Here is a 25,225-nt window from a genome sequence, read left to right on the forward strand (position 1 = left end):
GCTCTTATGGCCGGTAAGGAGGCCTTCACGGCTTTCAGGCCGCGCGCTGGGCGCCGTCCGCGTGCCAGGAGGGGTACCGGTACCGCGTGTGCAGCAGCGCGCGCTGGCGGCCCAGCTCGGCCGCCGACGGCGGGCGCGGCACCAGCGTCCCGAGGATCTGCGACGCCGCCGCCCGGACCGCCGCCGCGACCGACGGGAACCCGGGCCGCAGCCCGTGCTCGGCCAGCGACGCCACGGGGCTGCGGTGGGAGTCGAGCGGCCGCGGGTCCGGCGGCGCGCTCGTCAGGTAGCGGCCGACCAGCGCGGCCGACGTCTCGACCAGCAGCGTCGAATGCGCCAGCAGCCCGGTCTTGGTGCGGAACACGGCGAACCCGCACAGCTTCGCGTCGTCGACGAACAGGCCGCGGTCGCCGATCCGCGGCACCAGCCCGAGCTGGTCGACCGCGGCGCTCATCACCTTGCCGAGCGTCTCCAGCGGCCGGTCGGTGGGCCCCGGCAGGACCAGGGTCACGTTCAGGTTGCCCGGGTCGTGGAACACGGTGCCGCCGCCGCTGGCCCGCCGCAGCACCGGGACGCCGTCGCGGGCGCACTCCTCGACCCGCACTTCGCGCGCGATCCGCTGGCCGCGCCCCACCACGACGCAGACCGGGTTGCGCCAGAGCCACAGCACCGGTGACTCGGGCGCAACCCGGAGGAGCGCTTCGTCGAACGCCAGGTTCTCGGCCGGATCGGTGAATGCCGCACGCACGTCCGACCCGGTCGTCATAACGCCTTGAGTTCCTCCACGATCTCGCCCACCGACGTCTTGGCGTCGCCGAAGAGCATGCTGGTCTTCGGATCGTAGAACAGGTCGTTGTCGATCCCGGCGAAGCCCGAGCTCATACTGCGTTTCAAGACGATCACGGACCGGCTCTCGTTGACCTTGAGGATCGGCATCCCGTAGATCGGCGAGCTCGGGTCGTTCTGCGCGGCCGGGTTGGTGACGTCGTTCGCGCCGATCACCAGCGCGACGTCGGTCTGGGCGAACTCGGAGTTGATCTCGTCCATCTCCTTGAGCTGCTCGTACGGCACGTCGGCCTCGGCGAGCAGCACGTTCATGTGCCCGGGCATCCGGCCGGCGACCGGGTGGATCGCGTACTCGACCGTGATGCCCTTCTTCTCCAGCAGCTTCGCCATCTCGCGGACGGTGTGCTGCGCCTGCGCCACGGCCATGCCGTAACCCGGCACGACGACGACCTTGCTGGCGTACGCCATCTGGATCGCGGTGTCGGCCGCGCTCGTCGAGCGCACCGGCCGCGCCTCCTTCGGCCCGCCGGACGCGACCGCCGGGCCGCCGCCGAAGCCGCCCGCGACGATCGCCGGGATGGACCGGTTCATCGCCTTGGCCATCAGGTTGGTCAGGATCGAGCCGGACGCGCCGACGATCATGCCGGCCACGATCAGCGCCGTGTTGTCCAGCGCCAGGCCCATCGCCGCGGCCGAGAGCCCGGTGAACGCGTTGAGCAGCGAGATCACCACCGGCATGTCCGCGCCGCCGATCGGCAGCACGACGGTGAGGCCGAGGATGCCGGCCGCGACGAGCAGCCCGACGATCAGGAAGCCGGAGTCGCCGCCCGCGACGATGATCACCGCGCAGGCCAGCGCGATCAGCAGGAGCAGGGCGTTGACCGGCTGCTGCAGCTTGCCCATCGTGATCGGGCGGCCGCTGATCAGCTCCTGCAGCTTGCCGAAGGCGATGTTCGAGCCCCAGAAGGAGATCGACCCGATGATCGCGGCGAACAGCGACGCGATCGCGATGTAGGCGGGCTCGTGCGCGTAGCCGTCGGTGGAGTTGAACTCGACCCAGGCGATGAGCGCGACCGCGCCGCCGCCGACGCCGTTGAACAGCGCCACCATCTGCGGCATCGCGGTCATCTTGACCTTGCGCGCCGACGGGACGCCGACGAGCACGCCGATCCCGACACCGAGGACGATGAGCAGCCAGTTGCCCATGCCCGGGGTGAGCAGGGTCGCGACGACGGCGATGCCCATGCCGACGGCGGCGATCCAGTTGCCGCGGACGGCGGTGCGCGGGCCGGTGAGGCCCATCAGGCCGTAGATGAAGAGGGCGAACGCGATGATGTAGAGGATCGCGATGAAGTCGGTCACTTCTCGTCCTCCTCGGCCGGCGCGGGCTTCTTGCCCTTGAACATCGACAGCATCCGGTCGGTGACCAGGAACCCGCCGACGACGTTGATCGTGCCGAAGGCGATCGCGATCACGAGCAGGATCTTGTTGAAGACGCCGTCGACGCCGAGGCCGAGCACGACGAGCCCGCCGAGCAGCACGATGCCGTGGATGGCGTTGGTGCCGGACATCAGCGGGGTGTGCAGGGTGTTGGGCACCTTCGAGATGACGGCGAAGCCGACGAACCCGGCGAGCACGAGCACCGCCAGGTTCTGCACCAATGGGCTCACGAAGTACTCCCTTCGCGCCCGGCCACGCAGGCACCGGCGACGATCTCGTCTTCGAAGTTCAGCTCCAGCGCGCCTTCCTTCGTCACGAGCAGCTCCAGCAGCTCGGTGACGTTGCGCGCGTACAGCTCGCTGGCGTGCGAGGGCATTTCGGCGGGCAGGTTCAGCGGGGAGGAGATGGTGACGTCGTGCTCCACGACGTCCTCGCCCGGCTTGGTCAGTTCGCAGTTGCCGCCGGTCTCACCGGCGAGGTCGACGACGACCGACCCGGCCGGCATGCCCTTGACCGCGTCCGCGGTGACCAGCGTCGGCGCCTTGCGGCCCGGCACCAGCGCCGTGGTGATCACGACGTCGAACTTCGTGATGGCCTCGGTGAGCCGCCGCTGCTGCTCCTCGCGCTCCTCCGGCGTCAGCTCGCGGGCGTACCCGCCTTCGCCGACCGCCTCGATGCCGAGGTCCAGGAACTGCGCGCCGAGCGACTTGACCTGCTCGCCGACCTCGGGCCGGACGTCGTAGCCGGTGGTCTGCGCGCCGAGCCGCTTCGCCGTGGCCAGCGCCTGCAGGCCGGCGACGCCGGCGCCGAGCACCAGCACCTTGGCCGGCGGCACGGTGCCCGCCGCGGTGGTGAGCATCGGGAAGAAGCGCGGGAGCTTCTGGGCCGCGAGCAGCACCGCGCGGTAGCCGCCGATGCTGGCCTGCGACGACAGCGCGTCCATCGCCTGCGCCCGGGAGATCCGCGGGATCGCCTCCATCGCGAACGCCCGCAGGCCCGCTTCTTCGAGCTTCGCGAGCCCGTCCGGGTTGCCGCGCGGGTCGAGGAAGCCGACGAGGACGGTGCCCCGGGCCAGCTTCGCGACTTCTTCGGGCGCGGGCGGGTTGACCTTCACGACGATGTCGGCGCCCCACGCGTCGCCGAGTTCGGCGCCCGCCTGGGTGTACGCGTCGTCACTCAGGTGCGCGCGGGACCCGGCGCCCGGTTCGACCAGGACGCGCAACCCTCGCTGCGCGAGCCTCCCGACCAGTTTGGGCACCATGGCGACCCGGCGCTCCCCGGGGCGTGACTCGGTCACCACACCCACGGTGAGCTGCTGATGCTGTTCGCTGTCGGCCACACGACCTCCTCATCGGCGAGGCACGATCCGAGGGTTGTACCACGTCGGACCGACACTCCCCAGTGACGTGGGTCGCAAGTCCGGGGGTTGTGCCAGAAGATACGAGCGCCGTCGGAGAACCGTTCAGCCGGTTTTCCACCGGGGGATGCCGAGCAGGATCAGGCGCAGCCGTTTTTCCGCCGTTCCGGTGATTTTCGCGTCTTCACCGGGGCGGGCCTCCAGCAGTTCGACCGTGGTCGTGATCATCACGGAAACGATCAAGTCGGCCAGCATGTGCAGGTCTTCGGTGCTCCACGCGCGCAGCGGGGTGAACCGGGCGAGGTCGATCGCGAGGTCGCCGGAGAACATGCGCAGTTCGACGGCGATGGCGCGGGCGAGCGGACCGCCGCCGTAGCGCTCGCGCGTCAGGAACCGGAAATGGTCCTCGTTCGCCCGGACGAATTGGTGGACCGTGGCCACCGAAGCGCTGATCATGCCCTGGTAGGTGTCGGGATCGGCGCGCGCCGAACGCATCATGCCGCGCAGTGTGCGCGTCGCTTCTTCGACGAGCGCGACGCCGAGCTCCTCCATCGAGGCGAAGTGCCGGTAGAACGCCGTCGGCACCAGGCCGGCGCCCTTCGCGACCTCACGCAGGGACAGCGTCGCGAACGAGCGGTCGGCCAGCAGGTCCAGGGCGGTGTCCAGCAACGCCTGGCGCGTGCGCTGCTTGCGCTCCTGACGACTTACTGGCTCTTCGGACACGGGGTCCAGCGTACGGACTTCTTTGGGGGGTGCAGGGGGCCTGCCCCCTGCCGGGGGCCGGGGCGGAGCCCCGCTGAACACAGCGTCCACCGCGTTGCTCACGTCACATACTCCGCCTTCCGCGTTGACAGCTGCTCCACTTCTGCAGTGCACTATTCAGTGTACAGTCGTTCACTGTAACTGAGGAGGTCCGATGACGGCGCTCATCCCCCGGCGGGTGCGCAGCCTCGCTTCGCTGGCCGAGGCGCTGCTGACACCGCACGGGATGGACCGCTACCTGGAGCTCGTCGACCCGATGCTGGTGCGCCGCGAGATCCGCGGCCTGGTCACGGCGGTGCGCAAGCAGACGCCGGACAGCGTCACCCTCACCGTCAAGCCCAGCCGCGCGTGGCCCGGCTTCACCGCCGGGCAGTACGTCCGCCTGCAGGTGGAGATCGACGGCGTCCGGCGCACGCGCTGCTATTCACCGTGCGGTTCGCAGTACGACGGCGAACTCGAGTTCACGGTCAAGGAGCAGGGCCTGGTCTCCGGGCACCTGAACCGCGCGATCGGCGTCGGCTCGGTGCTCAACCTGTCCACTCCGGACGGTGGGTTCACGCTGCCCGCCGCCCGCCCGGGCCGCGTGCTGCTGATCGCGGGCGGCAGCGGCATCACGCCGGTGCTCGCCATGGCGCGCACGCTCGTGACCGAGGGCCACACCGGCGAGATCGTGTTCGTGCAGTACTCGAACGGGCCGGCCGACGCGCTGTACCGCACCGAACTGGCCGAGCTCGCCGCCCGGCACCCCGGGCTGCGGGTCGTGCACGCCTACACGCACTCGAAGGGCGGCGACCTGAACGGTTTCTTCGCGCCGGAGCACCTCGCGCGCGTGGCGCCGTGGTTCCGCGACGCGGAGGCGTTCGTCTGCGGCCCGAAGCCGCTGATGGACGCCGTGCGTGATCATTTGGGTGAACGCGTGCACACCGAGGAGTTCACTCCGCCGGCGCTGACCTTCGACACGGCGAACGCCGAGGGCCAGGTCCGGTTCAAGCGCAGCGGACGCGAGTGCGCCAACTCGGGGAAGCCGTTGCTGGAGCAGGCCGAGGAAGCGGGCCTGTCCCCGGAGCACGGCTGCCGGATGGGCATCTGCTTCTCCTGCACCCAGCTCAAGACCGCCGGGCGCGTCCGCAACGCCAAGACGGGCGAGATCTCCGGCGAAGAAGACGAAGAAATCCAGCTCTGCATCTCCGTCCCGGTCGGGGACGTCGAGATCGACGCTTAAGGAGCCCACCATGACCGGTCTTCAGGATCGCCTGACCCCCGAGCAGGTCGAAGAATTCGGGCGCGAGCTCGACGAGCTGCGGCAGCGGACCGTCGACGACCTCGGCCAGGAAGACGTCGACTACATCCACAACGTCATCAAGACGCAGCGCGGCCTGGAGGTCGCCGGGCGGGCGCTGCTGTTCGCCGGGTTCTTCCCGCCCGCGTGGCTCGCCGGCGTCGGCGCGCTGTCGCTGGCCAAGGTCCTCGACAACATGGAGATCGGCCACAACGTCATGCACGGCCAGTACGACTGGACGCGCGACCCGGCGCTGAGCTCGCAGCGCTTCGAGTGGGACAACGTGGCGCCCGCCGAGAACTGGCGGCACTCGCACAACTACATCCACCACACGTACACGAACATCCTCGACAAGGACCGCGACATCGGTTACGGCGTCCTGCGGATGGACCCCGCCCAGAAGTGGCACCCGTACTACCTGGGCAACCCGGCGTACGCGGCGCTGCTGGCGGTGTTCTTCCAGTGGGGCGTGATGCTGCACGACCTGGAGTTCGACCGGATCGTCAAGGGCGAGCGCAAGTGGTCGGACACCACCGAGGTCGTCCGGAAGATGGTCAAGAAGGCGTCCCGGCAGGTCGGCAAGGACTACGTGCTGTTCCCGCTGCTGACCGGCCCGCTCGCGCCGCTGACCTTCGCCGGCAACGCGACCGCGAACCTGGTCCGCAACCTGTGGTCGTTCTCGATCATCTTCTGCGGGCACTTCCCCGCCGAGGTCGAGAGCTTCACCGAGGAGGAGACCGAGAACGAGTCGCGCGGGCAGTGGTACCTGCGCCAGATCCTCGGCTCGGCGAACATCACCGGCGGCCCGCTGTTCCACATCATGAGCGGGAACCTGTCGCACCAGATCGAACACCACCTGTTCCCGGACATCCCGGCGCGCCGCTACCCGCAGATCGCCGGCGAGGTGCGCGCGATCTGCGAGAAGTACGGCCTGCCGTACCACACGGGCCCGCTGCACAAGCAGCTCTGGTCGGTGGCGAAGAAGCTCGTGAAGCTGGCTCTCCCGCGAACTTCGCCGGCGCCGACTACGGTGGGAGCCGACCGGCAGCTCCGAGCAGCGTGAGGGTGACATGGTGGGTCAGTTCGAACGGGACAAGGACACCCTGCAGGTGATCACCGAATCGGCCGCGACGCACGTCGGCAACATCGCGAGCATCATCACCGGTGCGATCCGCGACATCGCCCGCGAGACGGGCGACTGGCTGACCGACGTCATCGAGATGCGCGAAGCCGCGCAGAAGGCCCGGGAAGACGACCCGGACGCCCCCTGACCCAGGGCTCGTGAAGGCCACCTCGAGTTCCTCGAGGTGGCCTTCACCGCTTTCCCGGCGCCGGAGCCGGGCGCTTCCCCCGGGCCGGGTAGGGGGAAAACCGGATGGGCAGGACCCGTCATCGCGCCCAGACTGACACCGTGACCAGCCTCGACGTCCCTCGCCCCCACCTGCTGCGCCGGGTGTTCGGGCCGCTGGCCGCGCGCGACTTCTGGGCCGAATACGCCTGGCTGTGGCTCTCCGGCCCGCTGACCCTGTTCTCGCTGCTCAGTTTCCTCGTCGTGCTCGCGGTCGGCCTCGGGCTGACGCCCGTGCTGCTCGGGTTCCTCGTCCTCGCCGGCGCTGTCTTCTACGCCCGTGGCCTCGGCGCCCTGCACCGCGGCCTCGCCAAGGTCCTGCTCGGCGTCAGTGTGCCCGTCCCGCGCCGGCCCGAGCTCAAGCCCGGGCTGTGGGCCTGGGTGCGGGCGCGCGTCGGCGATCCGGCGGGCTGGCGCGCGGCCGGCTATCTGTTGCTGCGCCTCCCCCTGACCTTCGCCGCGCTGGTCGCGATGGTCAGCGCGACGCTCTACGCCCTGGCCGCGACCCCCTTCGCCTTCTTCTGGTTCCCGCTGGGCGAGCAGCACCTGCCGGTCTACGACATCTACGCCGACAACTGGGCGGGCGCGCTCGCCTGGTCGGCGTCCGGGCTGCTGGTGCTCGTGGCGCTCCCGTGGGTGACGCACGCCTTCGTCGCGCTCGACCGGCTGCTGGTCGTCGGCCTGCTCGGCACGCGGGAGCTCTCCGAACGCGTCCGCGACCTCGAAGCCAGCCGCGCCACCGCGGTCGAGGACGCCGCCCTGCGGCTCAGGCGCATCGAACGCGACCTGCACGACGGTGCGCAGGCCCAGCTCGTCGCCCTCGCCATGAAGCTCGGCTTGGCCAAGGACGAGCTCGAAGACCTCGACCTCCCCCAGGTCAAGGAGCTGGTGACCGCCGCACACACCAACGCGAAGCAGGCGCTGACCGAGCTGCGCGACCTCGCCCGCGGCATCCACCCCGCCGCCCTCGACGCGGGGCTCGACGTCGCGCTGGCCACCCTGGTCGCGACGTCCGGGATGGACGCGCGGGTCGCCGTCGACCTGCCGCGCCGCCCGCCGCCGTCGCTGGAGACGATCGTCTACTTCAGCGCTGCCGAGCTGCTCACCAACGCCGCGAAACACGGCGGGCCGACGATCTACGTCGCAGTCACCGAAGAGCGGGACGTCCTGTGGCTGCGGGTGCGCGACCGCGGCCGCGGGGGCGCCCGGCTCGTCCCCGGCGGCGGGCTGGCCGGGGTCGCCGAACGGCTGCGGACCGTCGACGGCGAGCTGACCGTCGCGAGCCCGCCGGGCGGTCCGACCGAAGTGACCGCGCGGGTACCCCTGCCTTCCGGGGGTCCGGGTGGCGGAGCCCCCGGCCCGGGGTGAAGCCCCGGATGTCACAGCTGCCCCGCTAGGGTCGCGACATGCGGATCGTCATCGCGGAGGACTCGACCATCCTGCGCCAGGGCCTCGTCGAGCTGCTGACCTTCCGCGGCCACGAGGTCGTCGCCGCGGTGAAGGACGCCGACGCGCTGCGGGCCGCCGTCGAGGGCAACTCCCCCGAAGTGTCCATTGTGGACATCCGGATGCCGCCGACGCACACGGACGAGGGCCTGCGGGCGGCGATCTCGCTGCGCCGCGAATCGCCGGGCCGCGCGATCCTGCTGTTCTCCCAGTACGTCGAGACGAAGTACGCGGCGCAGCTGCTGGCCGATCGCGCGGGCGGCGTCGGCTACCTGCTCAAGGACCGCGTCGCCGAGGTGTCGGACTTCCTCGACGCCCTGCGCCGCGTCGCGGACGGCGAGACGGTGCTCGACCCCGAGGTCGTCAGCCAGCTGTTCTCTGCGACGCGCCAGACCGACGCGCTCAGCGGGCTCACCCCGCGGGAGCGCGAGGTCCTGGGCCTGATGGCGGAAGGCCGGTCGAACTCCGCGATCGCGGCGAAGCTGTTCCTCTCGGCCGGGTCGGTCGAAAAGTACGTGACGTCGATCTTCGGCAAGCTCGGCCTGTCACCGTCCGAAGGGGACAACCGCCGGGTGCTGGCGGTGCTGCGCCACCTCGGCTCCTGACGGCCGGCGCCTAGGCTGGGATGCATGTACTCCACCGAGATCGAGGTCCGCACCGGCTCCCAAGCCGTCGTCCACGACCTCACCCACGAGGCAGAGTCGTTCCTGCGCGACGCGGACGCCACCGACGGGCTGCTGCACGTCTGGGTCCCGCACGCCACCGCCGGGCTGGCGGTCCTCGAGACCGGTGCCGGCAGCGACGAGGACCTGCTGACCGCGCTCGACGAGCTGCTCCCCCGCGACGGCCGCTGGCGGCACCGGCACGGGAGCCCGGGTCACGGCCGTGACCACGTGCTCCCGGCCCTGGTGCCGCCGTACGCGACGATCCCGGTGCTCGGCGGCGTCCTCGCGCTGGGGACCTGGCAGTCGATCTGCCTAGTGGACACCAACCTCGACAACCCGGTCCGCAAGGTGCGGTTCAGCCTCCTGGCGGGCTGACCGGCCGGGCCAGAGCACGAGGAGAAGCCCGGCGGCCAGCAGCGCGCCGAGTACCCAGGCGCCGGTCGTGACGTCGGGTGCGCCCGGCACGCCCTGGAGCAGGCTTCGCAGGCCCTCGGTCGAGAAGCGGAACGGCGTCCACGACCACAGCAGCGTGCGGTAGGCCGGGTTCAGCAGCTCCGGCACCTGGCCGGCGACCGCGGGCGCGACCAGGTAGAGCGGGCCGAGGACGGCCATCGCGCGCAGTCCGAGCAGGCGCAGCAGCCCCGCCTGCAGGGCCGCGAAGGCCGTCGCGGCGAGGAAGACGAACCCCAGGACGCCGGCGTCGAGCGGCAGCGTGGAGTCCCACAACGCGAAGAACCCGGCCACGGCCGCCGTCACCAGCGCACCGGCGCCGACGACCTGCAGGAACCGCGCGCCGGCGCCGACCGTGCGGCCGGTGCGCCTGGCCAGTTGCGTCAGCGCGAGACCCGCGACGAGCGCGCCGATCCAGGCCAGCGCGGACGCGGCCAGCGGCGCGGTCCGGCCGGCGACGCCTGCCGGGTGCAGCACCTCCTGCTTCGGGACGCCACCGAGCGCCGCCGCCCCGGCGGTGAGCGCCTGCTGCGCGACCTGGGTGCCGGCCGGGTTGACCGCCCCCGATGTCACCACGGTCGCGGCCGGTCCCGGCGCGAGTTCGAGCACGCCGTAGACCTTCTTGTCCTCCAGCAGCTGCCGCGCGTCGGCCGGGTTGGTGACGGTCCAAGCGAGCTGACCGCCGCCGTGCGCGGCGACGCGCTGCGCGATGCCCTGCAGCGGGCCCGGCGGGGCGGCGACCGCGACCGGGACGCCGTCCGGCGCGGCCGTGGCCTGTGCGCCGAAGGTGAGGAACCCGAGCACCACCGCCACCAGCGCGCCGGCCACGGCGGCGACCAGGGCGAGCGCCCCGGCGGGGCGCCGGACAGGACTGGTCATGACAGCCTCCAGCTATTCTTCGCGTGTTGAATTACTGGTCAAGGTACGACCGTGTCCACGGAAAGTCAACGCGTGTTGAATAGTGCCGCCGGTAACCTCGAACTCGTGACGAAGAAGCGGCTGGTGCTCTGGGACATCGACCACACGCTGGTGGACTTCGCCGGGCTGGGCGCGTCCTGGTACGCGGCCGCGTTCACCGCCGCGACCGGGGCGCCGTTGCGCGTGCACCCGGTCTTCGGCGGCCGCACCGAGCTGGCGACCACGACCGAACTGCTCGTCGAGAACGGCTTCGAACCCGTCCAGGACACGATCCGAGCGCTGTTCAAGGCCCTGGTCGCGGAGTCGGAACGCGCGGCGCACCGCTTCGCGGCGGAGGCCCGGGTGCTGCCGGGCGCGGCCGAGGCGCTCACCGCGTTCGCCGGGCGGGACGACGTCGTCCAGTCGCTCGTCACCGGGAACCTACCGGAGATCTCGCGGCACAAACTCGCCGCGTTCGACCTGCTCGAGCACCTCGACCTGGAGATCGGCGGCTACGGCACGCTGTCGGTGCACCGCCCGGACCTGGTCCCGCACGCGGTGGGACTGGCGGCGGCGAAGCACGGCACCCCGTTCGACGCCGACGCGGTCGTCGTCATCGGCGACACCCCGAACGACGTCAAAGCCGCCCTGGCCCACGGGGCGCTCTCGATCGCGGTGGCGACCGGGCTCTACAGCGCCGACGAACTGCGGGCCGCCGGCGCGCACGTCGTGCTGCCGGACCTCGCCGACACCGATGCCGTGAAAACCGCCGTGTTCAGCTGAAAGCCGTCTTCGTCGTCCTCGGGAGGGTGTCAACCCTCATTCGAAGGGAGGACCCCTTAGGGGTAAATCTCCTTCCTTCGCCTGATGTGGCCGGAGACGGCCGTTCGCCACACTTCCGGGCATGGCTGAAACAGCGTCGGCGGCCGGGCCCGCCGGAGGGGGACGCATCCGCGGCACGGTCGCGGTGCTCAGACAGCGCCTGCCGTTCACCAGCAGCGTGGTGCTCGCGATGCTCGTGCTGGCCGTCGCGTCGGGGGCGCTCTGGAACGCCGCCGAGGACCGCGCGGCCTACCCGTTCGTCGCCTACGGGCTGCCGTCGCTGGAGGCGGGCCGGTGGTGGACCATGCTCACCGGGCCGTTCTTCGCCGTCATCCCCTGGTTCTACCTCCCGATGGTCGGCAGCTTCGCGCTCTTCGCCGGCTTCGCCGAGTGGCAGCTGGGAACGCGGCGCGCGATGGCCGTGACCATCGGCGGCCAGTTCGTCTCGGTGCTCGTCGCGACGCAGTTCCTCGCGCTCTGCGGCAACTCCGGCTGGCTCTGGGCCGAGCGCATGGCGGGCAGCCTCGACGTCGGGTTCTCCGGCGGCGCGCTCGCCGCGGTCGCCGTCGCCAGCGCGACGCTGCGGCCGCCGTGGGCGCTGCGGCTGCGGGCCGGGCTCTGCGTGTACGCCGGGGTCGCGATCGTCTACGTCGGCACGCTGGCCGACCTCGTCCACTTCTTCGCGCTGCTGCTGGCGATCCCGCTCGGCAACCGGCTCGTCGGGTCGCGGCGGGGGCCGTCGGCGGGGCCGAACCTGCGGGAGTGGCGGCTGCTGACCGTCGCCGGCCTGCTGCTGCTCACCATCGCCGAGATCGTGATGTTCCTGGTGCCCGGCGAAGGCCCGTTCGGCTCCACCGAAGGGGTTTCGCTGTCGGCGCCGGAGCTGGCGGTCCTCGTGCTGCTCGTCGTGCCGATGCTCAACGGGCTGCGCAAGGGCGGCCGCGTCGCGTGGCGGTGGGCCGTCGCGCTGTCGGTCTTCGTCACCCTGCAGGGGCTCGCCGCGGCCACGGTCTACGGCCTGGCCGACCTCTTCGGGGCGGACTACGACACCACCGGCCTGCCGCTGTTCTTCGTGGACAATCTCTTGTGGACGGTCGAGCTGGGCGTGCTGATCGCCGCGCGGCACGCCTTCCGCGTCCCTTCCCGGCGACGGCTCCGGCGCCACGCGCAGGGTCCCGGGGCGGCGCTGGCCCGCACGCTGCTCGGGCGGCACGGCGGCAGCACGCTGTCGTGGATGACGACCTGGCCGCGCAACACGTACTTCGTCCGCGAGGACGGCCGGTCCTACCTCGCCTACCGCCGGCACGCGGGCGTCGCCGTCGCGCTGGGCGACCCGATCGCGCCGGACGGCACGGCGGCGGCCACGGTCACCGAGTTCACCGCGATGTGCGAGAACACCGGCCTGGTGCCGTGCGTGTTCTCGGCGACCGAGGCGACGGTCGCGGCGACGCGCGAGCAGGGCTGGCAGCACGTCCAGGTCGCCGAGGACAACGTGCTCGACCTGGAGGGGCTGGAGTTCCGCGGCAAGGCGTGGCAGGACGTCCGGTCGGCGCTGAACAAGGCCGCCAAGCAGGACATCGACTTCCGGCTGGTCCGCTTGGCCGACCAGCCGGAGCCCATCCTCGCCCAGGTCCGGGCGCTGTCGGAGGAGTGGATGTCGGGCAAGGGCATGCCGGAGATGGGGTTCACCCTCGGCGGCCTCGACGAGGCGATGGACCCGGCGACGCGGGTCGGCCTGGCGGTGGACGCCGAGGGCACGGTCCACGGCGTGACGTCGTGGCTGCCGGTCCACACGGGCGCGGGCAAGGTGGGCGGCTGGACGCTGGACGTCATGCGCCGCAGCCCCCACGGCTTCCGCCCGGTGATGGAGTTCCTGATCGCGTCGGCGTGCGTGCAGTTCCGCGCCGAGGGCGCGCGGTTCGTCTCGCTGTCGGGCGCGCCCCTGGCCCGGTCCGGCGACGACAGCCCGGCGCGCACGGTCGACCGGGCACTGGAGACGCTGGGCCGCGTGATGGAGCCGTACTACGGATTCCGTTCCCTGCACGCGTTCAAGGCGAAGTTCCAGCCCCGGCGCGTGCCGCTGTACCTGGCCTACCGCGACGAGGCGGACCTGCCGCGGATCGGGCTGGCGCTGAGCCGGGCGTACCTGCCGGACGTCCGGCTGCGGGAGCTGGCGAAGCTGGCGCGCAAGCGCTGAGTCACCGGCGCGTGGTGGGCGGCGGGGTGGTCGTGGTCCGCTCCGCCGCCGGCACGAACCGGTAGCTCTTGAGGATCCCCACCAGGTCTTCGCGGATCGTCGGCCCGGAGCGGTCGCTGTCGGCGTAGGCCACCACCACGCCCGAGGCGCCCCCGGAGCCGAAGCCCATCGCCGCGACCAGAGCGTGCTTCGCCCAGCACGGACCGGTCTCGGTCGGGACGACCTCCGCGACCACGATCCGCGCCGCGATCTTCGTGCCGTCGGCCTTCGTGACCTGCGCGTCCGTGCCCGCGTCCGGGGTCACCTGCGCGAGCGGGCCGTTGTCCGGGCTGAACGCGCTCACTCCGAGGTCGGTCACGGCCTTGCGCGCGGCCTCCCCGGCGTCGGCCACCGGCACGGTGGTGACCCCCGCGCCGCCGAGGTCGGCGTGCTCGCAGAAGTCCTCGCCCAGGAACGCGCTCGTGACCAGCCGGATCCCCGGCGCCGCGGCGGTCTTTTCCCAGCCGTGCAGCGTGCCGGGTTCGGGCTTCCAGGACGGCGGCACGTCATAGGCGTACGAACCGTCCCGGGCCGCGACGGACTGCCAGCCGCTCACGACGGCGGGGACGCTCACCCGCGGCGACGGCGTCTCGACCACGGGCGTCCGCGGCGCGGGTGTCGACGCGGGCCGGTGCGCCTTGCCGACGCCCAGCGCGTTCAGCACGCCCGCGATCAGCGCGATGAGCACGAGCCCGACCCACGGCGCCCGCCGCCACTTCAGCGGCTTCGGCGCCGGGCGGATCCGCTTCGGCTGCGCTCTCGGTGGTTCGGGCGAAGGTGAGGGCACAGGCGTCGGCGCGTCCGCGGGTTCGTAGCCGCCGAACCCGCGAAGCGCCGCGTTGTCCTCGTACCCCGGCGTCGTGTCGTCCGAGCGCCGGGAGAACAGCCCCATCAGGACCGGACGAGCTTGACCAGGTGCTCGACGACGGCGTCGACCGCGATCTCTTCGCGCTCGCCCGTCCGCCGGTCCTTGACCTCGACGACGCCGTTGGCCAGGCCACGCCCGACCACCAGGATGGTCGGCACGCCGACCAGCTCGGCGTCGGCGAACTTGACGCCCGGCGTCGCCTTGCGGTCGTCGAGGATGACCTCGATGCCCGCCGCGTCCAGCTCGGCGGCGATCTTCTCGGCGCCGGCCGCGACGGCCTCGTCCTTGCCCGCGATGACGATGTGCACGTCGAACGGCGACACCTCGCGCGGCCAGATGATGCCGAGGTCGTCGTGGTTCTGCTCGGCGAGCACGCCGACCAGCCGCGAGACGCCGACGCCGTAGGAGCCCATCGTGATCCGGATCGGCTTGGAGTCGGGGCCGAGCGCGTCGAGCTCGAACGCGTCCGCGTACTTGCGGCCCAGCTGGAAGATGTGCCCGATCTCGATGCCGCGCGCGGCGACCAGGGTGCCCTGGCCGTCCGGCGACGCGTCGCCCTCGCGGACCTCGGCGGCCTCGATGGTGCCGTCCGGGGTGAAGTCGCGGCCGGCCAGCAGGTCGACGACGTGGTGGTCGACCTTGTCGGCCCCGGTGACCCAGGCGGTGCCGGGCACGATCCGCGGGTCGGCGAGGTAGCGCACGCCGTTGTCCTGCAGCGCCTTCGGGCCGATGTAGCCCTTGACCAGGAACGGGTTCTTCGCGAAGTCGGCCTCGTCGAGCAGCGCGACCTCGGCGGGCTCCAGCGACGCTTCGAGGCGCTTCATGTCCACTTCGCGGTCACCGGGCAGCGCGACGCAGACCAGCTCCCACTCCTTCGCGCCGGGCTGACGCGTCTTGAGCATGACGTTCTTCAGCGTGTCCGCGGCGGTGAACTCGCGGCCGAGCCCGGCCGCGTTGAGGAAGTTCACCAGCGTCTCGATGGTCGGCGTGTTCGGCGTGTGGTGCACCTGCGCCTCGGGACGGCCTTCGATCGGCTGCGCGGGCGGCGCGGGCGTGACGACGGCTTCGACGTTCGCCGCGTAGCCCGACTCGGTGCTGCGGACGTAGGTGTCCTCACCCGTCTCGGCGACCGCGAGGAACTCCTCCGACGCCGAGCCGCCCATCGCGCCCGAGGTCGCCTTCACCACGACGTACTCGAGGCCGAGGCGGTCGAACAGCTTGGTGTAGGCGGCGCGGTGCGCCTGGTAGGAGCGCTCGAGGCCCTCGTCGTCGAGGTCGAAGGAGTACGAGTCCTTCATGACGAACTCGCGGCCGCGCAGGATGCCGGCGCGGGGACGCGCTTCGTCGCGGTACTTCGTCTGGATCTGGTACAGCGTGACCGGGTAGTCGCGGTAGGAGCTGAACTCGCCCTTGACGGTGAGGGTGAAGAGCTCTTCGTGCGTCGGGCCGAGGAGGTAGTCGGCGCCCTTGCGGTCCTTCAGGCGGAACAGGCTGTCGCCGTACTCGGTCCAGCGGCCGGTCGCCTCGTAGGGCTCCTTCGGCAGCAGCGCGGGGAACTGGATCTCCTGCGCGCCGATCGCGTTCATCTCGTCGCGCACGACGGCCTCGATGCGGCGCAGCACGCGCAGGCCCAGGGGCAGCCACGAGTACCCGCCCGGGGCGACCCGGCGGACGTAGCCGGCGCGCACCAGGAGCCGGTGGCTCGGCACCTCGGCGTCCGCCGGGTCCTCACGCAACGTGCGAAGGAACAACGACGAAGTCCTGGTGATCACTGCGGGTCTCCCTGCTCCGGGCGGGTGTGAAAGTCCCGCTCAGGGTAGTCAATCCCCCGGCCGTGACTCCAACGGGTTACTCGGCGGCCCGTTTTCGTCGGTGCCGGCCGCTAGCTTGGGGGCATGGCGATCCGCATGGGCATGATCACGATCGACTGCGCGGACCCGCGCGGTCTGGCGGAGTTCTGGACGGCCGCGCTGGGCACGACGGTCGACCGGGACTACGAAGGCGAGTTCCTCGTCCTGGCGCCGACGGAGGGCGGGCTCCCGCTGGGGCTGCAGCGGGTGCCGGAGCCGCGCGCCGGCAAGAACCGGGTGCACGTCGACTTCGGCGGGGACGACCGCGCGGCGGAGGTGAAACGACTGGTGGAGCTGGGCGCGAAGGAGGTGGCCGAGCACGAGGTGCCGGGCCTGGCCTGGACGGTGCTGACCGATCCGGAGGGCAACGTGTTCTGCGTGGGCTGACGCGAGGCAGTGCGTTTCCCACCGTGATGGCCCGGTCGCGCCGCGGATCCGGCCGGCGCCCGCGTTCTGCCGTGCTGTGCCCGCGGCGGGTAGAAAGACGGCATGAACGCTCGCGTGCTGCTGCCGTGGACCGACATCGAGGTACCGGAGGGACTCGGCGCCGCCTACTACGACGGGGTCGAGCCTCCCCCGGCCGGGCTGGACGACGTCGAGTTCTACGTGCTGCCCTACGACCGCGGGCCGGAGCCGCCGAAGCTCATCGGGGAGCTGCCGTCGCTGCGGGTGGTGCAGTCGCTGTCCGCCGGCGTCGAAACCCTCGTGCCGCTGCTGTCGGAAGGGGTGCTGCTGGCGAACGGGCGGGGGCTCCACGACCTGAGCGTCGCCGAGCACGCCCTCGCGCTGATCCACGCGGCGCAGCGCGACCTGCCGCGGTGGTTCGCGCAGCAGGCCCGCGGTGCATGGGTGCGCGAGCACACGCGGTCCCTCGCCGACAGCCGCGTCCTGCTGGTCGGCCACGGCTCGATCGGGCAGGCCATCGAACGCCAGCTCGTCGCCGCCGAGGCCGTCGTGACGCGAGTGGCGAGCCGCGCGCGGCCGGACGAGGACGTCCACGGCGTCGCCGAGCTGCCGAGCCTGCTTCCCGAGGCCGACATCGTGGTGCTGGTCCTCCCGGACACCCCCGCGACGCGCGGCCTGCTCGACGCGAAGGCCCTGGCCGCCCTCCCCGACGACGCCCTGGTGGTGAACGTCGGCCGCGGCACGGCGATCGACACGGACGCCCTCCTGGCGGAGACGCGCACCGGGCGCCTGCGCGCAGGCCTCGACGTCGTGGACCCGGAACCGCTGCCCGCAGACCATCCACTGTGGACGGTTCCGGGCGTGGTCATCACCCCGCACATCGCCGGCGGGTCGGCGTCGTTCTACCCCCGCGCGAAGAAGCTGGCGGCGGAGCAGCTGAAGCGGTACGCGCGGGGCGAGGAACTGCTCAACCTCGTGACGGGGTGAGCACGTAGACGTGCCATTCGTCGTCGACGCGATAACCGCACCGCTCGTAGACCCCCAGGGCGCGGTGCGCGTTGTCGACGTCGACGTTCAGCGCCGACCGGTCGAACCCCGCGGCCTTCGCCGCCGAAAGCGTGTGCCCCAGCAGCCCTGACGCGACACCGCGGCCACGCAGCGCCGCCCGCGTTCCCACCCAGGTGGCGTAGTGCTCGCGAATACCCGTCGCCTCGGCTTCGGACGCGTAGAAGTGGCTCAGCACGAACGCGAGGACCTTGTCGCCGTCGAGGACGAGGAACGACAGGTCCGGGCGGAAGTCCTTCGAGCCGGTGACCAGGTGGCGCCAGGCGTCGGGCTCGTAGACCGTGCTGCCCCAGTGGTCGGCGAAGGTGTCGTTGCGGGCGTCGAGCGCGGCGAGGTCGTACTTGAAGTCGAACGGGACCGCGGTGAAGCCCTCCGGCAGCGGCGGCTGCGGCGGCAGGTCCGCGAGGCCGACACGCATGTTCACCATCGTGCGCGCGTGCGTGTACCCGGCGCCGGCGAGGACGCCGGCGATCCAGCGCTCGTTCTGGTGCACGCCGTGGTGCAGCTCGATCGGCGCGCCCGGGAAGGTGCGCTCGTGGACCTCGCGGCTCGTCCGCGAAAACCACTCGACCAGGTGAGCGCCGACGGCGTCGGTCCGGTGCTCCGGGTGCACGACCGACTGGAGCCGGATCATGTGGACCGGGTTCGCGGCGTCGCGCCGGCGGATCAGGCCGTAGCCGACGAGCCGGTCGCCCGCCCAGGCGCCGACGGTCGCCCCGGCCAGGTCGATGTTGGGGCCCTCCAGCTCTTCGCGGAGATCTTCGTCGGTGAAGTGGTCACCCGTCCGGTCGACCTCTTCGGCCGCCGCGTAGAGCCGGGTCAGCGCGGGGACGTCGTCGAGGGTCAACGGGCGCCAGGTGAGGTCCATGGCGGGAGGCTAGGCCGGACGGCGGCGTCCGCGCACCCCGATTTACGCTCGGCGCGTGCTGGTGCTCCTTCCTCCCTCCGAGACCAAGGCCGACGGCGGCCGCGGCGGCCCTCTCGACCTCGGCGCGCTGTCGTTCCCCGAGCTGAACCCGGCGCGCGCGAAGCTCGCCGACGCGCTCGTCGAGCTGGCCCGTGACGTCCCGGCCAGCGTCTCGGCCCTGGGCCTCACCGAACGCCAAGCGGGGGAGGTCGCTCGCAATGCGGAGCTGCTGACGTCGCCGACGATGCCGGCGCTGCGCCGCTACACCGGCGTCCTGTACGACGCGCTGGACGTGAAGAGCTTCACGAAGGCGGGCCTGGAGAAGGCGCACCGGCGGCTGGCGGTGACGTCGTCGCTGTTCGGCGTGGTGTCGGCGACCGACCCGATTCCCGCGTACCGGCTGTCGGGCGGGAACTCGCTGCCGTCGCTCGGGACGGTCCGCGGGCACTGGAAGCCGGTGCTCGAACCGGTGCTGCAGCAGGTGGAGGGCCTGGTGGTGGACCTGCGCTCGGGCACGTACTCGGCGTTCGCGAAGCTGCGCCCGGACGCGGTGACGGTCCGCGTGGTGACGGAGAACGCCCGCGGCGAGCGCGTGACGGTCAGCCACTTCAACAAGGCGTACAAGGGCCGGCTGGCCCGCGAACTGGCCGTCACCCGGGCCGAACCGTCCACTGTGGACCAGCTGGTGAAGGTGATCACGAAGGCGGGCCTGGTGGTCGAACGCACCGGCGAGCACGCGCTGGAGCTGGTCACGGAGGGCTGACGGGCCGTTCGAAGAGGGCGCCGGAGGTGCGGTCTCCGGCGATCCGGACCAGCCGGAAGCCGTGGTTCCGGTAGTAGTCGTGCAGGCGGGTGTTGGTGGTCCAGGCGTCGAGCCGGACGGATCGCTTCCCGCGGCGGGCGGCTTCCGCGGCGGCCTGGTCGAGGAGCCAGGTCCCGATGCCCCGGCCGGCCAGGGCACGATCGACCGCGAGGTGGCTGAGGTAGAGCGCCGAGGCGGGGTCGTCGGCCGGACGCCAGAGCCCCTCGCCCGGGGCATCGCGCAGGGTCATGGTGGCGACCGGCGTCGGGATGTCGCGGGGACCTGACGCGGCCGGCCCGGACGCAGGCGAGCCGGCCGCCCCTGGCGCCGCGATTCCGCTCGGCGCAACCGGCGGCGCGCCGGCCTCAGCCGATCCTGCCCGGCCGGCCTGGCTCGGCACGCCAAGCTCGCCCGGCAAAGCCGGCGCGGTCGGGGCGGCCCGCATCTCCGCCACGCGGAGCGCACCGGTCCGCAAGTCCGGGCGCAGCTCGTCCGCGCGCCAGCGGGCTCCCTGCCACTGGTCGAGGCCCCGGCCGCCGAGCCAGGTGATCGCGCCGTCCAGGATCGCCAGCAGTTCCCGCACGTCCCCCTCCGTCGCCGGGCGGAGGCGATAGGTGCGGCGACAGGTGCTCAGAAGCGGTCCGGGGCGAACGGGGTCAGGTCGAAGCCCGGGTCCTCCCCCAGCGCGATCGACGCGACCAGCTTCCCCGCGAACGGCGCGTTCGTCAGCCCGCCCGCGCCGAAGCCCGTCGACACCGCCAGGCCCGGCCGGAGCAGACCCAGCACCGGCAGGCCGTCCGGCGTGCCCGGGCGGAAGCCGACCCGGGTCTCCGCCAGCGTCGCGTCCGCCAGGCCCGGTGCCACCGTCAGCGCGTTGGCCAGCACCTCGTGCTGGCCGGCCGCCGTCACGCGGTAGTCGAAGCCGGACTCCGCCTCGCGCGTCGCGCCCGCCACCACCCGGCCGCCGCCGAAGGCCAGGAGGTAGTGGCTCGTGCGCGGGAGGACCACCGGCCACGCCGACGTGTCCGTGTCCGGCAGGTCGAAGTGGCTGATCTGGCCGCGGTGCGGCGTCACCGGCAGGTCGATCCCCAGCGGCGCCAGCAGTTCCCGGCTCCACGCGCCGGCCGCGACCACGACGCTGTCCGCTTCCAGCGGGCCCGACGCGCTCGCGACCGTGCCGTCGGCCCGGAACGCGACCTCGCCTTCGACGAACTTCGCGCCCCGGCGCTCGGCGGCCGCCAACAGCGCCCGGCGCAGCTGGTGGCCATCGACGCGGCCGGCGCCGGACAGGTGCACCGCGCCCAGTTCGGGCGCCAGCGCGGGGAACAGTTCGCGCGCCTGCGCCGGGTCGAGCCGCCGGATCCCGCCGATCTCGGGCGCGTCCGCCGCCCGCGCGGTCAGCCGCTCGTGGGCCTCGGCCAGCTCGGTCTCGTCGGCCGACACGATCATGCCGCCGACGACCTCGAACGACGAATCCTCGAGCTCGGCCGTGAACTCGCGGTAGTACCGGCCGGCGGTCGACGCGAGCGGGTACAGCGCGTCTTCCCAGCGCGACGTCCACGGGCTGACGATCCCGGCGCCGGCTTCGGTGGCCGTCCCCGGCCGGGCCGCGTCCGCCACGACCACCTCCGCGCCCCGGCCCGCCAGGTGCCAGGCCGTTGCCGCGCCGCCGATTCCGCTTCCGATCACGAGCACTCGCATGTCCCCCACCCTGCCCGACGGTGCCGCGCCCGGGCCACCGGGATTGCCCCGCACGCCCGCCCGGCCGGCCGTATGCTGCGCGCCATGCCGAGCCGTGCCGAGCGGTATGTCGCCCATCTCGACACCCTGACCGGGAGCACCGAGCCCCGGCTGCAGCCGATCCCGTCGACCCACCCCGGGCTCGACGACGTCATCTCGTTCGTCTACGTCGACGAACCCGAACCGAGATACCTGACCGGCGCGACGTACGGCCTCTCGCTCGCCGATCACACCGAATGGCACGGCGTGAAACCGGAACTGTGGATCAGCGTCCGGTCCGACGACCCGGTCTGGGCGCTGGCCATCGGCTACCTCGCCGAGCAGCTGCGGGGCACCTGCCCGTTCGTCTACGGCGACACCATCGACTTCGGCGAGCCGATCGCCCCCGAGTCCGACATGACCGCTTTCGCCGTGTCGGCGCCCGCGGGCCTCGACGCGTACCAGTACACGCTGATCGACATCGGCGGCGCGCCGATCAGCGTCGCCGGCTGCTTCCCGGTGCACGACACCGAGCGGAAGTACATCCGCGAGCACGGCATCGACGCGTTCTGGCAGCTGGACTGGGACCTCTACGACGTCCGGCGCCCACCGGTCGTCTGATACGCGGCGGTCGCGAGCCGCACGAACGACCGGACCAGCGGGCCGGCGTCCTTCCAGGCGACGACCACCGGGTTCGGCGCCAGGTCGGTGAGCGGCACCACGGTCAGCTCGCCCGGCGGCCGGTGGCCGAGCGGCATCAGCCCGACGGTCCCGTTCCAGAGCACGGCCTGCAGGCATTCCTGGACGGCGCGCACCACCGGCCCCTCGCGCGGTTCGCCGCCGTGCCAGTACGACTGCCAGACCGGGTCGGTGCCGTCCGGGAACCGGAACCAGCGCCGGCCGGCCAGGTCGGCCAGCTCCAGGTGGTCGCGGCGGGCCAGCGGGTCGTCGGCGCGCAGCACCGCGCCCACCGGGTCGGTGCGCAGCCGGTGCACCGTCAGGCCGGTCTCGTCGAACGGTCCGCGGGTCAGCGCGACGTCGACCAGCCCGGCGCGCAGCCCGCACGTCGGGTCGGTCAGGTCCGTGTCGCGGACGCGGACCTCGACCTCCGGGTGCTGCCGGCGGTAGGCGTCGGCCAGCCGCGTCGCGTCCGGGTCGGCGCTGTCGGCGAGGAGGCCGACGGTGATCGTCGCGGCGCCGGCCGCGGCGGCCACGCGCACGCGCGCCCGGTCGGCCTGGTCGAGCAGGGCGCGTGCTTCGTCCAGCAGTGCCGCGCCGGCCGGGGTGAGCGTGACGCCCGCGGCCGAGCGCACCAGCAGGACAGCGCCGACGTCGGCTTCCAGCTGCTTGATCGCCCGGCTCAGCGGCGGCTGGCTCATGTGCAGCCGCACGGCGGCCCGGCCGAAGTGGAGTTCTTCGGCGACGGCCACGAAGTACCGCAGCGTGCGCAGCTCCATGACCGGCGACGATAGGCGCCCGGTATCGGCGCACCGAAACCGGTCTTGGACGCGGTCGGAGTCCCGGCGGTGGAATCGGGGCATGACCGACCTGACCGATCCCGCCGTGCGAGTGGCCGGTGCCCGGGAACTCGCCCCGGACCTGCTGGTGATCCCGAACGCCCGCGTCGACCTCGTGCCCAACATCGGAATCGTCGGCGGCACGGAGGCCGTCCTCGTCGTCGACACGGGCCTGGGCACCGCGAACGCCGCGGAGGTCCTCGCCTTCGCCGTCGAAGTCGCCAAGGGCCGCCGCCTGTACCTGACCACGACGCACTTCCACCCCGAACACGCCTACGGCGCGCAGGTCTTCGCCGGCGAAGCGACCTACCTGGTCAACCGCGCCCAGGCGGACGACCTCGCCACGAAGGGCGCGGGCTACCTCGAGATGTTCCGCGGCCTCGGCGAGGTGGTCGCCCGCCGGCTGGAGGGCGTCCGGGTGCCCGTTCCCGACGTCGTCCACGACGGCGTTCACGAACTCGACCTGGGCGGCCGAACGGTCCTGCTCCGGCCCACGGGACGGGGCCACACCGCCGGTGACCAGGTCGTCGAGGTGCCGGACGCCGGCGTGCTGTTCACCGGCGACCTGGCCGAGACCGGGCAGTTCGCGATCCTCCCGTGGTTCCCGCCGCACGACACGGACGTCACCGGCATCGGCTGGCTCGCCGTCCTGGACCGGCTGGCGCTCGGCGCGCCCCGGGTGGTGGTGCCCGGGCACGGAGAGGTCGGTGGCGTTTCGGTGCTCACCGACGTCCGCGACTACCTGCGCGAACTGCGGGACGAGACCTGGCGCCGCCGGGACTCGGGTCTCGGCGTGGCCGAGATCGCCGCCGAGGTCCGGGACCTGCTGGTCGGACGCCACCCGGAGTGGGCCGGACGCGAGTGGATCGAGCCCGGCGTCGGGTGCCTGTGCGCCGAGCACGACGCCTGACGGAGGCCGCCGGACGGGCCGCGGCCGGGCTCCCCCGGCGGTCCGTCCGGGCCCCGTGGGCGCCGGGTGCGCTCCGGTCGCCGGGAGTCGCTCCTCAGTCCGCTCGAACGCCCAGTACCGCCATCGCCGCGTTGTGGCCGGGAATGCCGCTGACACCACCTCCCCGCACCGCTCCCGCGCCGCAGAGCAGCACGCGTTCGTGGGTCGTCTCGACGCCCCACCTGCCCGCCTGCGCCGGGTCCGAGGCGAACGGCCAGGCCAGGTCCCGGTGGAAGATGTGCCCGGCCGGCAGGCCCAGCTCGGCCTCCAGGTCGAGCGGGGTCTTCGCCTCCACGCAGGGCTTTCCGCCCGGCCCGGTCAGCAGGCAGTCCTCGATCGGCTCGGCCAGCACGCTGTTCAGCGAAGCCAGCGTCGCGCGCAGCGCCGCTTCGCGCGCCTCGTCGTTGCGCCCTTCGAAGAGCCGGGCAGGCATGTGCAGGCCGAACAGCGTCAGGGTCTGCGCGCCGGCCGCGCGTTCGGCCGGGCCGAGGATCGACGGATCCGTCAGCGAGTGGCAGTAGATCTCGCACGGCGGCAGCGTGGGGATCTTCCCCGCCGCCGCCTCGCGATAGGCCGTCTCCAGCTGGGTGAACGTCTCGTTGACGTGGAACGTGCCGCCGAACGCCTCGGCCGGGTCGACGTGCGGGTCGCGCAGCTTCGGCAGCCGCGACAGCACCATGTTCACCTTCAGCTGCGCGCCTTCCGGCCGCTCCGGGGGCTCCTCGCCGAGCAGCCGCGCCAGGGCCGACGGCGCGACGTTCGCCAGGACGTGCCCGCCGCGCACGACGTGTTCGGCGTCGTCACGGCGGTAGCGCACCTCGCCGTCCGGGTCGATCGACAGCACCTCCGCGCCGGTCACGAGCCTCGCGCCCGCCCCGGCGGCCACCGCCGCGAGCGAGCCGGTCACCGCGCCCATGCCGCCGACCGGGACGTCCCAGTCGCCGGTGCCGTTGCCGATCACGTGGTAGAGCAGGCAGCGGTTCTGCCGCAGGTCGCCGTAATCCGCTCCGGCGAACGTGCCGATCAGCGCGTCGGTGAGCACGACGCCGCGGACCGTGTCGTCGCCGAACCACGACGTGAGCGTCTCGCCGATCGGCCGCTCGAACAGCAGTGACCACGTTTCGGCGTCACCGACGCGGTCGCGGAAGTCCACTTCGGACAGCAGTGGCTCGGTGAGGGTGCCGAAGACGCGTTCGGCGACACCGCCGGTCAGCTCATAGAACCGGCGCCACGCCGCGAAGTCCGATGTGGACCCGGTGACCGCGCGGAACGACGCCGCCGTCCGGCCGTCGTCCCCCGTGTCGACAAGGAGACCCGAGTCGCCCGTGGGCGTGTAGGACGACATCCGGCGCCGCTTCAGCCGCACGTCCAGGCCGAGGTCGGCCACGATCTTCTTCGGCAGCAGGCTGACCAGGTAGGAATAGCGCGAAAGCCGGACGTCGACCCCGTCGAACGCGCGGAACGACACGGCGGCGCCACCGGTCTCCCCGCGCCGTTCGAGCACGAGCACCGACCGGCCCGCCCGCGCCAGGTACGCGGCCGCCACCAGCCCGTTGTGGCCGCCGCCGACGACCACGACGTCGTAGGAATCCATCCGCTCCTCCTCGATCGGCTTGCCCGTTCATCGTGGCCACGCCCGTCCGCGGAATTCAAGG

General features: G+C 72.4%; 26 protein-coding genes. 13 read left to right on the forward strand and 13 right to left on the reverse strand.

All coding sequences use genetic code 11. The annotated features are described in order from the left end of the window. Window positions 1-34: 34 nt before the first annotated feature. The 5 genes from QRX60_RS00220 to QRX60_RS00240 all read right to left on the reverse strand — a co-directional run bounded on the left by QRX60_RS00220 (window position 35) and on the right by QRX60_RS00240 (window position 4,306). Window positions 35-766 carry a lipoate--protein ligase family protein gene (locus QRX60_RS00220; protein ID WP_285998763.1) on the reverse strand — a complete coding sequence of 244 codons (732 nt, stop codon included), beginning with the start codon at window positions 764-766 and terminating at the stop codon, window positions 35-37. Next, the gene (locus tag QRX60_RS00225; RefSeq protein ID WP_285998764.1) at window positions 763-2,148 is read right to left on the reverse strand and encodes an NAD(P)(+) transhydrogenase (Re/Si-specific) subunit beta; all 1,386 of its coding nucleotides are present in this window, start codon (window positions 2,146-2,148) and stop codon (window positions 763-765) included. The genes QRX60_RS00220 and QRX60_RS00225 overlap by 4 nt, the downstream gene beginning before the upstream one ends. Further along, window positions 2,145-2,447 carry an NAD(P) transhydrogenase subunit alpha gene (locus QRX60_RS00230; RefSeq protein WP_072482404.1) on the reverse strand — a complete coding sequence of 101 codons (303 nt, stop codon included), beginning with the start codon at window positions 2,445-2,447 and terminating at the stop codon, window positions 2,145-2,147. Before QRX60_RS00230 ends, QRX60_RS00225 begins: the two co-directional genes overlap by 4 nt. 5 nt (window positions 2,448-2,452) lie before the next feature. Continuing rightward, window positions 2,453-3,565: a Re/Si-specific NAD(P)(+) transhydrogenase subunit alpha gene (locus tag QRX60_RS00235; protein WP_285998765.1), complete on the reverse strand. Its 1,113-nt coding sequence runs from the start codon at window positions 3,563-3,565 to the stop codon at window positions 2,453-2,455. 123 nt (window positions 3,566-3,688) lie between these two features. Next, the gene (locus QRX60_RS00240; RefSeq protein ID WP_285998766.1) at window positions 3,689-4,306 is read right to left on the reverse strand and encodes a TetR family transcriptional regulator; all 618 of its coding nucleotides are present in this window, start codon (window positions 4,304-4,306) and stop codon (window positions 3,689-3,691) included. A 193-nt stretch (window positions 4,307-4,499) separates the two neighbouring features. Here QRX60_RS00240 and QRX60_RS00245 point away from each other — a divergent pair, with 193 nt between their 5' ends. The 6 genes from QRX60_RS00245 to QRX60_RS00270 all read left to right on the forward strand — a co-directional run bounded on the left by QRX60_RS00245 (window position 4,500) and on the right by QRX60_RS00270 (window position 9,458). Beyond that, window positions 4,500-5,567, forward strand: a complete 1,068-nt coding sequence (locus tag QRX60_RS00245; RefSeq protein WP_285998767.1) for a ferredoxin reductase — start codon at window positions 4,500-4,502, stop codon at window positions 5,565-5,567. 10 nt (window positions 5,568-5,577) lie between these two features. After that, a complete protein-coding gene (locus QRX60_RS00250; RefSeq protein WP_285998768.1) occupies window positions 5,578-6,687 on the forward strand; it encodes a fatty acid desaturase family protein in 1,110 nt (369 codons plus the stop codon). A gap of 7 nt (window positions 6,688-6,694) precedes the next feature. Continuing rightward, window positions 6,695-6,895, forward strand: a complete 201-nt coding sequence (locus tag QRX60_RS00255) for a hypothetical protein (RefSeq protein ID WP_285998769.1) — start codon at window positions 6,695-6,697, stop codon at window positions 6,893-6,895. A 104-nt stretch (window positions 6,896-6,999) separates the two neighbouring features. Beyond that, window positions 7,000-8,340, forward strand: a complete 1,341-nt coding sequence (locus QRX60_RS00260; protein ID WP_285998770.1) for a sensor histidine kinase — start codon at window positions 7,000-7,002, stop codon at window positions 8,338-8,340. A 38-nt stretch (window positions 8,341-8,378) separates the two neighbouring features. Beyond that, a complete protein-coding gene (locus tag QRX60_RS00265; protein ID WP_285998771.1) occupies window positions 8,379-9,023 on the forward strand; it encodes a LuxR C-terminal-related transcriptional regulator in 645 nt (214 codons plus the stop codon). 24 nt (window positions 9,024-9,047) lie between these two features. After that, on the forward strand, window positions 9,048-9,458 hold the full coding sequence (locus tag QRX60_RS00270) for a secondary thiamine-phosphate synthase enzyme YjbQ (RefSeq protein WP_285998772.1): 411 nt from the start codon (window positions 9,048-9,050) through the stop codon (window positions 9,456-9,458). Here the strand turns inward: QRX60_RS00270 and QRX60_RS00275 are convergent. Next, a complete protein-coding gene (locus QRX60_RS00275) occupies window positions 9,396-10,412 on the reverse strand; it encodes a YhgE/Pip domain-containing protein (protein ID WP_285998773.1) in 1,017 nt (338 codons plus the stop codon). The genes QRX60_RS00270 and QRX60_RS00275 overlap by 63 nt on opposite strands. Before the next feature lie 105 nt (window positions 10,413-10,517). Here QRX60_RS00275 and QRX60_RS00280 point away from each other — a divergent pair, with 105 nt between their 5' ends. Both QRX60_RS00280 and QRX60_RS00285 read left to right on the forward strand, forming a co-directional pair. Then, the gene (locus QRX60_RS00280) at window positions 10,518-11,213 is read left to right on the forward strand and encodes an HAD family hydrolase (protein ID WP_285998774.1); all 696 of its coding nucleotides are present in this window, start codon (window positions 10,518-10,520) and stop codon (window positions 11,211-11,213) included. A gap of 121 nt (window positions 11,214-11,334) precedes the next feature. Beyond that, entirely contained in the window at window positions 11,335-13,449 is a 2,115-nt protein-coding gene (locus QRX60_RS00285) for a bifunctional lysylphosphatidylglycerol flippase/synthetase MprF (RefSeq protein WP_408630196.1), read from the forward strand. 1 nt (window position 13,450) lies between these two features. On the opposite strand, the gene QRX60_RS00290 is transcribed toward QRX60_RS00285, so the two are convergent. Beyond that, window positions 13,451-14,380 carry a hypothetical protein gene (locus tag QRX60_RS00290; protein ID WP_285998775.1) on the reverse strand — a complete coding sequence of 310 codons (930 nt, stop codon included), beginning with the start codon at window positions 14,378-14,380 and terminating at the stop codon, window positions 13,451-13,453. Further along, window positions 14,380-16,128 (reverse strand): proline--tRNA ligase, encoded by a 1,749-nt coding sequence (locus tag QRX60_RS00295; protein WP_285998776.1) that lies wholly within the window; start codon window positions 16,126-16,128, stop codon window positions 14,380-14,382. Before QRX60_RS00295 ends, QRX60_RS00290 begins: the two co-directional genes overlap by 1 nt. Before the next feature lie 123 nt (window positions 16,129-16,251). On the opposite strand from QRX60_RS00295, the gene QRX60_RS00300 reads away from it, so the two are divergent. Both QRX60_RS00300 and QRX60_RS00305 read left to right on the forward strand, forming a co-directional pair. Next, complete coding sequence (locus tag QRX60_RS00300; protein ID WP_285998777.1) at window positions 16,252-16,593, forward strand: VOC family protein; 342 nt, start codon at window positions 16,252-16,254, stop codon at window positions 16,591-16,593. A gap of 102 nt (window positions 16,594-16,695) precedes the next feature. Then, window positions 16,696-17,598: a 2-hydroxyacid dehydrogenase gene (locus tag QRX60_RS00305; protein ID WP_285998778.1), complete on the forward strand. Its 903-nt coding sequence runs from the start codon at window positions 16,696-16,698 to the stop codon at window positions 17,596-17,598. On the opposite strand, the gene QRX60_RS00310 is transcribed toward QRX60_RS00305, so the two are convergent. Beyond that, window positions 17,579-18,544 carry a GNAT family N-acetyltransferase gene (locus QRX60_RS00310; RefSeq protein ID WP_285998779.1) on the reverse strand — a complete coding sequence of 322 codons (966 nt, stop codon included), beginning with the start codon at window positions 18,542-18,544 and terminating at the stop codon, window positions 17,579-17,581. The genes QRX60_RS00305 and QRX60_RS00310 overlap by 20 nt on opposite strands. A 55-nt stretch (window positions 18,545-18,599) precedes the next feature. On the opposite strand from QRX60_RS00310, the gene yaaA reads away from it, so the two are divergent. Then, window positions 18,600-19,346 (forward strand): peroxide stress protein YaaA, encoded by a 747-nt coding sequence (gene yaaA / locus QRX60_RS00315; protein WP_285998780.1) that lies wholly within the window; start codon window positions 18,600-18,602, stop codon window positions 19,344-19,346. Here yaaA and QRX60_RS00320 read toward each other — a convergent pair. Together QRX60_RS00320 and QRX60_RS00325 are read right to left on the reverse strand one after the other, a co-directional pair. Continuing rightward, window positions 19,333-19,968 carry a GNAT family N-acetyltransferase gene (locus QRX60_RS00320; protein ID WP_285998781.1) on the reverse strand — a complete coding sequence of 212 codons (636 nt, stop codon included), beginning with the start codon at window positions 19,966-19,968 and terminating at the stop codon, window positions 19,333-19,335. The two genes, yaaA and QRX60_RS00320, sit on opposite strands and share 14 nt — an antisense overlap. 47 nt (window positions 19,969-20,015) lie before the next feature. Further along, window positions 20,016-21,086 carry an NAD(P)/FAD-dependent oxidoreductase gene (locus tag QRX60_RS00325; protein ID WP_285998782.1) on the reverse strand — a complete coding sequence of 357 codons (1,071 nt, stop codon included), beginning with the start codon at window positions 21,084-21,086 and terminating at the stop codon, window positions 20,016-20,018. A gap of 84 nt (window positions 21,087-21,170) precedes the next feature. Here QRX60_RS00325 and QRX60_RS00330 point away from each other — a divergent pair, with 84 nt between their 5' ends. Further along, window positions 21,171-21,725, forward strand: coding sequence for a suppressor of fused domain protein (locus tag QRX60_RS00330; protein WP_285998783.1), 555 nt, complete (start codon window positions 21,171-21,173; stop codon window positions 21,723-21,725). On the opposite strand, the gene QRX60_RS00335 is transcribed toward QRX60_RS00330, so the two are convergent. Further along, complete coding sequence (locus tag QRX60_RS00335; protein WP_285998784.1) at window positions 21,695-22,561, reverse strand: LysR family transcriptional regulator; 867 nt, start codon at window positions 22,559-22,561, stop codon at window positions 21,695-21,697. The two genes, QRX60_RS00330 and QRX60_RS00335, sit on opposite strands and share 31 nt — an antisense overlap. Before the next feature lie 82 nt (window positions 22,562-22,643). On the opposite strand from QRX60_RS00335, the gene QRX60_RS00340 reads away from it, so the two are divergent. After that, entirely contained in the window at window positions 22,644-23,531 is an 888-nt protein-coding gene (locus tag QRX60_RS00340; protein WP_285998785.1) for an MBL fold metallo-hydrolase, read from the forward strand. A 94-nt stretch (window positions 23,532-23,625) separates the two neighbouring features. On the opposite strand, the gene QRX60_RS00345 is transcribed toward QRX60_RS00340, so the two are convergent. After that, window positions 23,626-25,164 carry a phytoene desaturase family protein gene (locus tag QRX60_RS00345; RefSeq protein ID WP_285998786.1) on the reverse strand — a complete coding sequence of 513 codons (1,539 nt, stop codon included), beginning with the start codon at window positions 25,162-25,164 and terminating at the stop codon, window positions 23,626-23,628. Between the last annotated feature and the right edge of the window lie 61 nt (window positions 25,165-25,225).

This window comes from Amycolatopsis mongoliensis, from assembly GCF_030285665.1.
In the GTDB taxonomy this organism is placed as follows: domain Bacteria; phylum Actinomycetota; class Actinomycetes; order Mycobacteriales; family Pseudonocardiaceae; genus Amycolatopsis; species Amycolatopsis mongoliensis.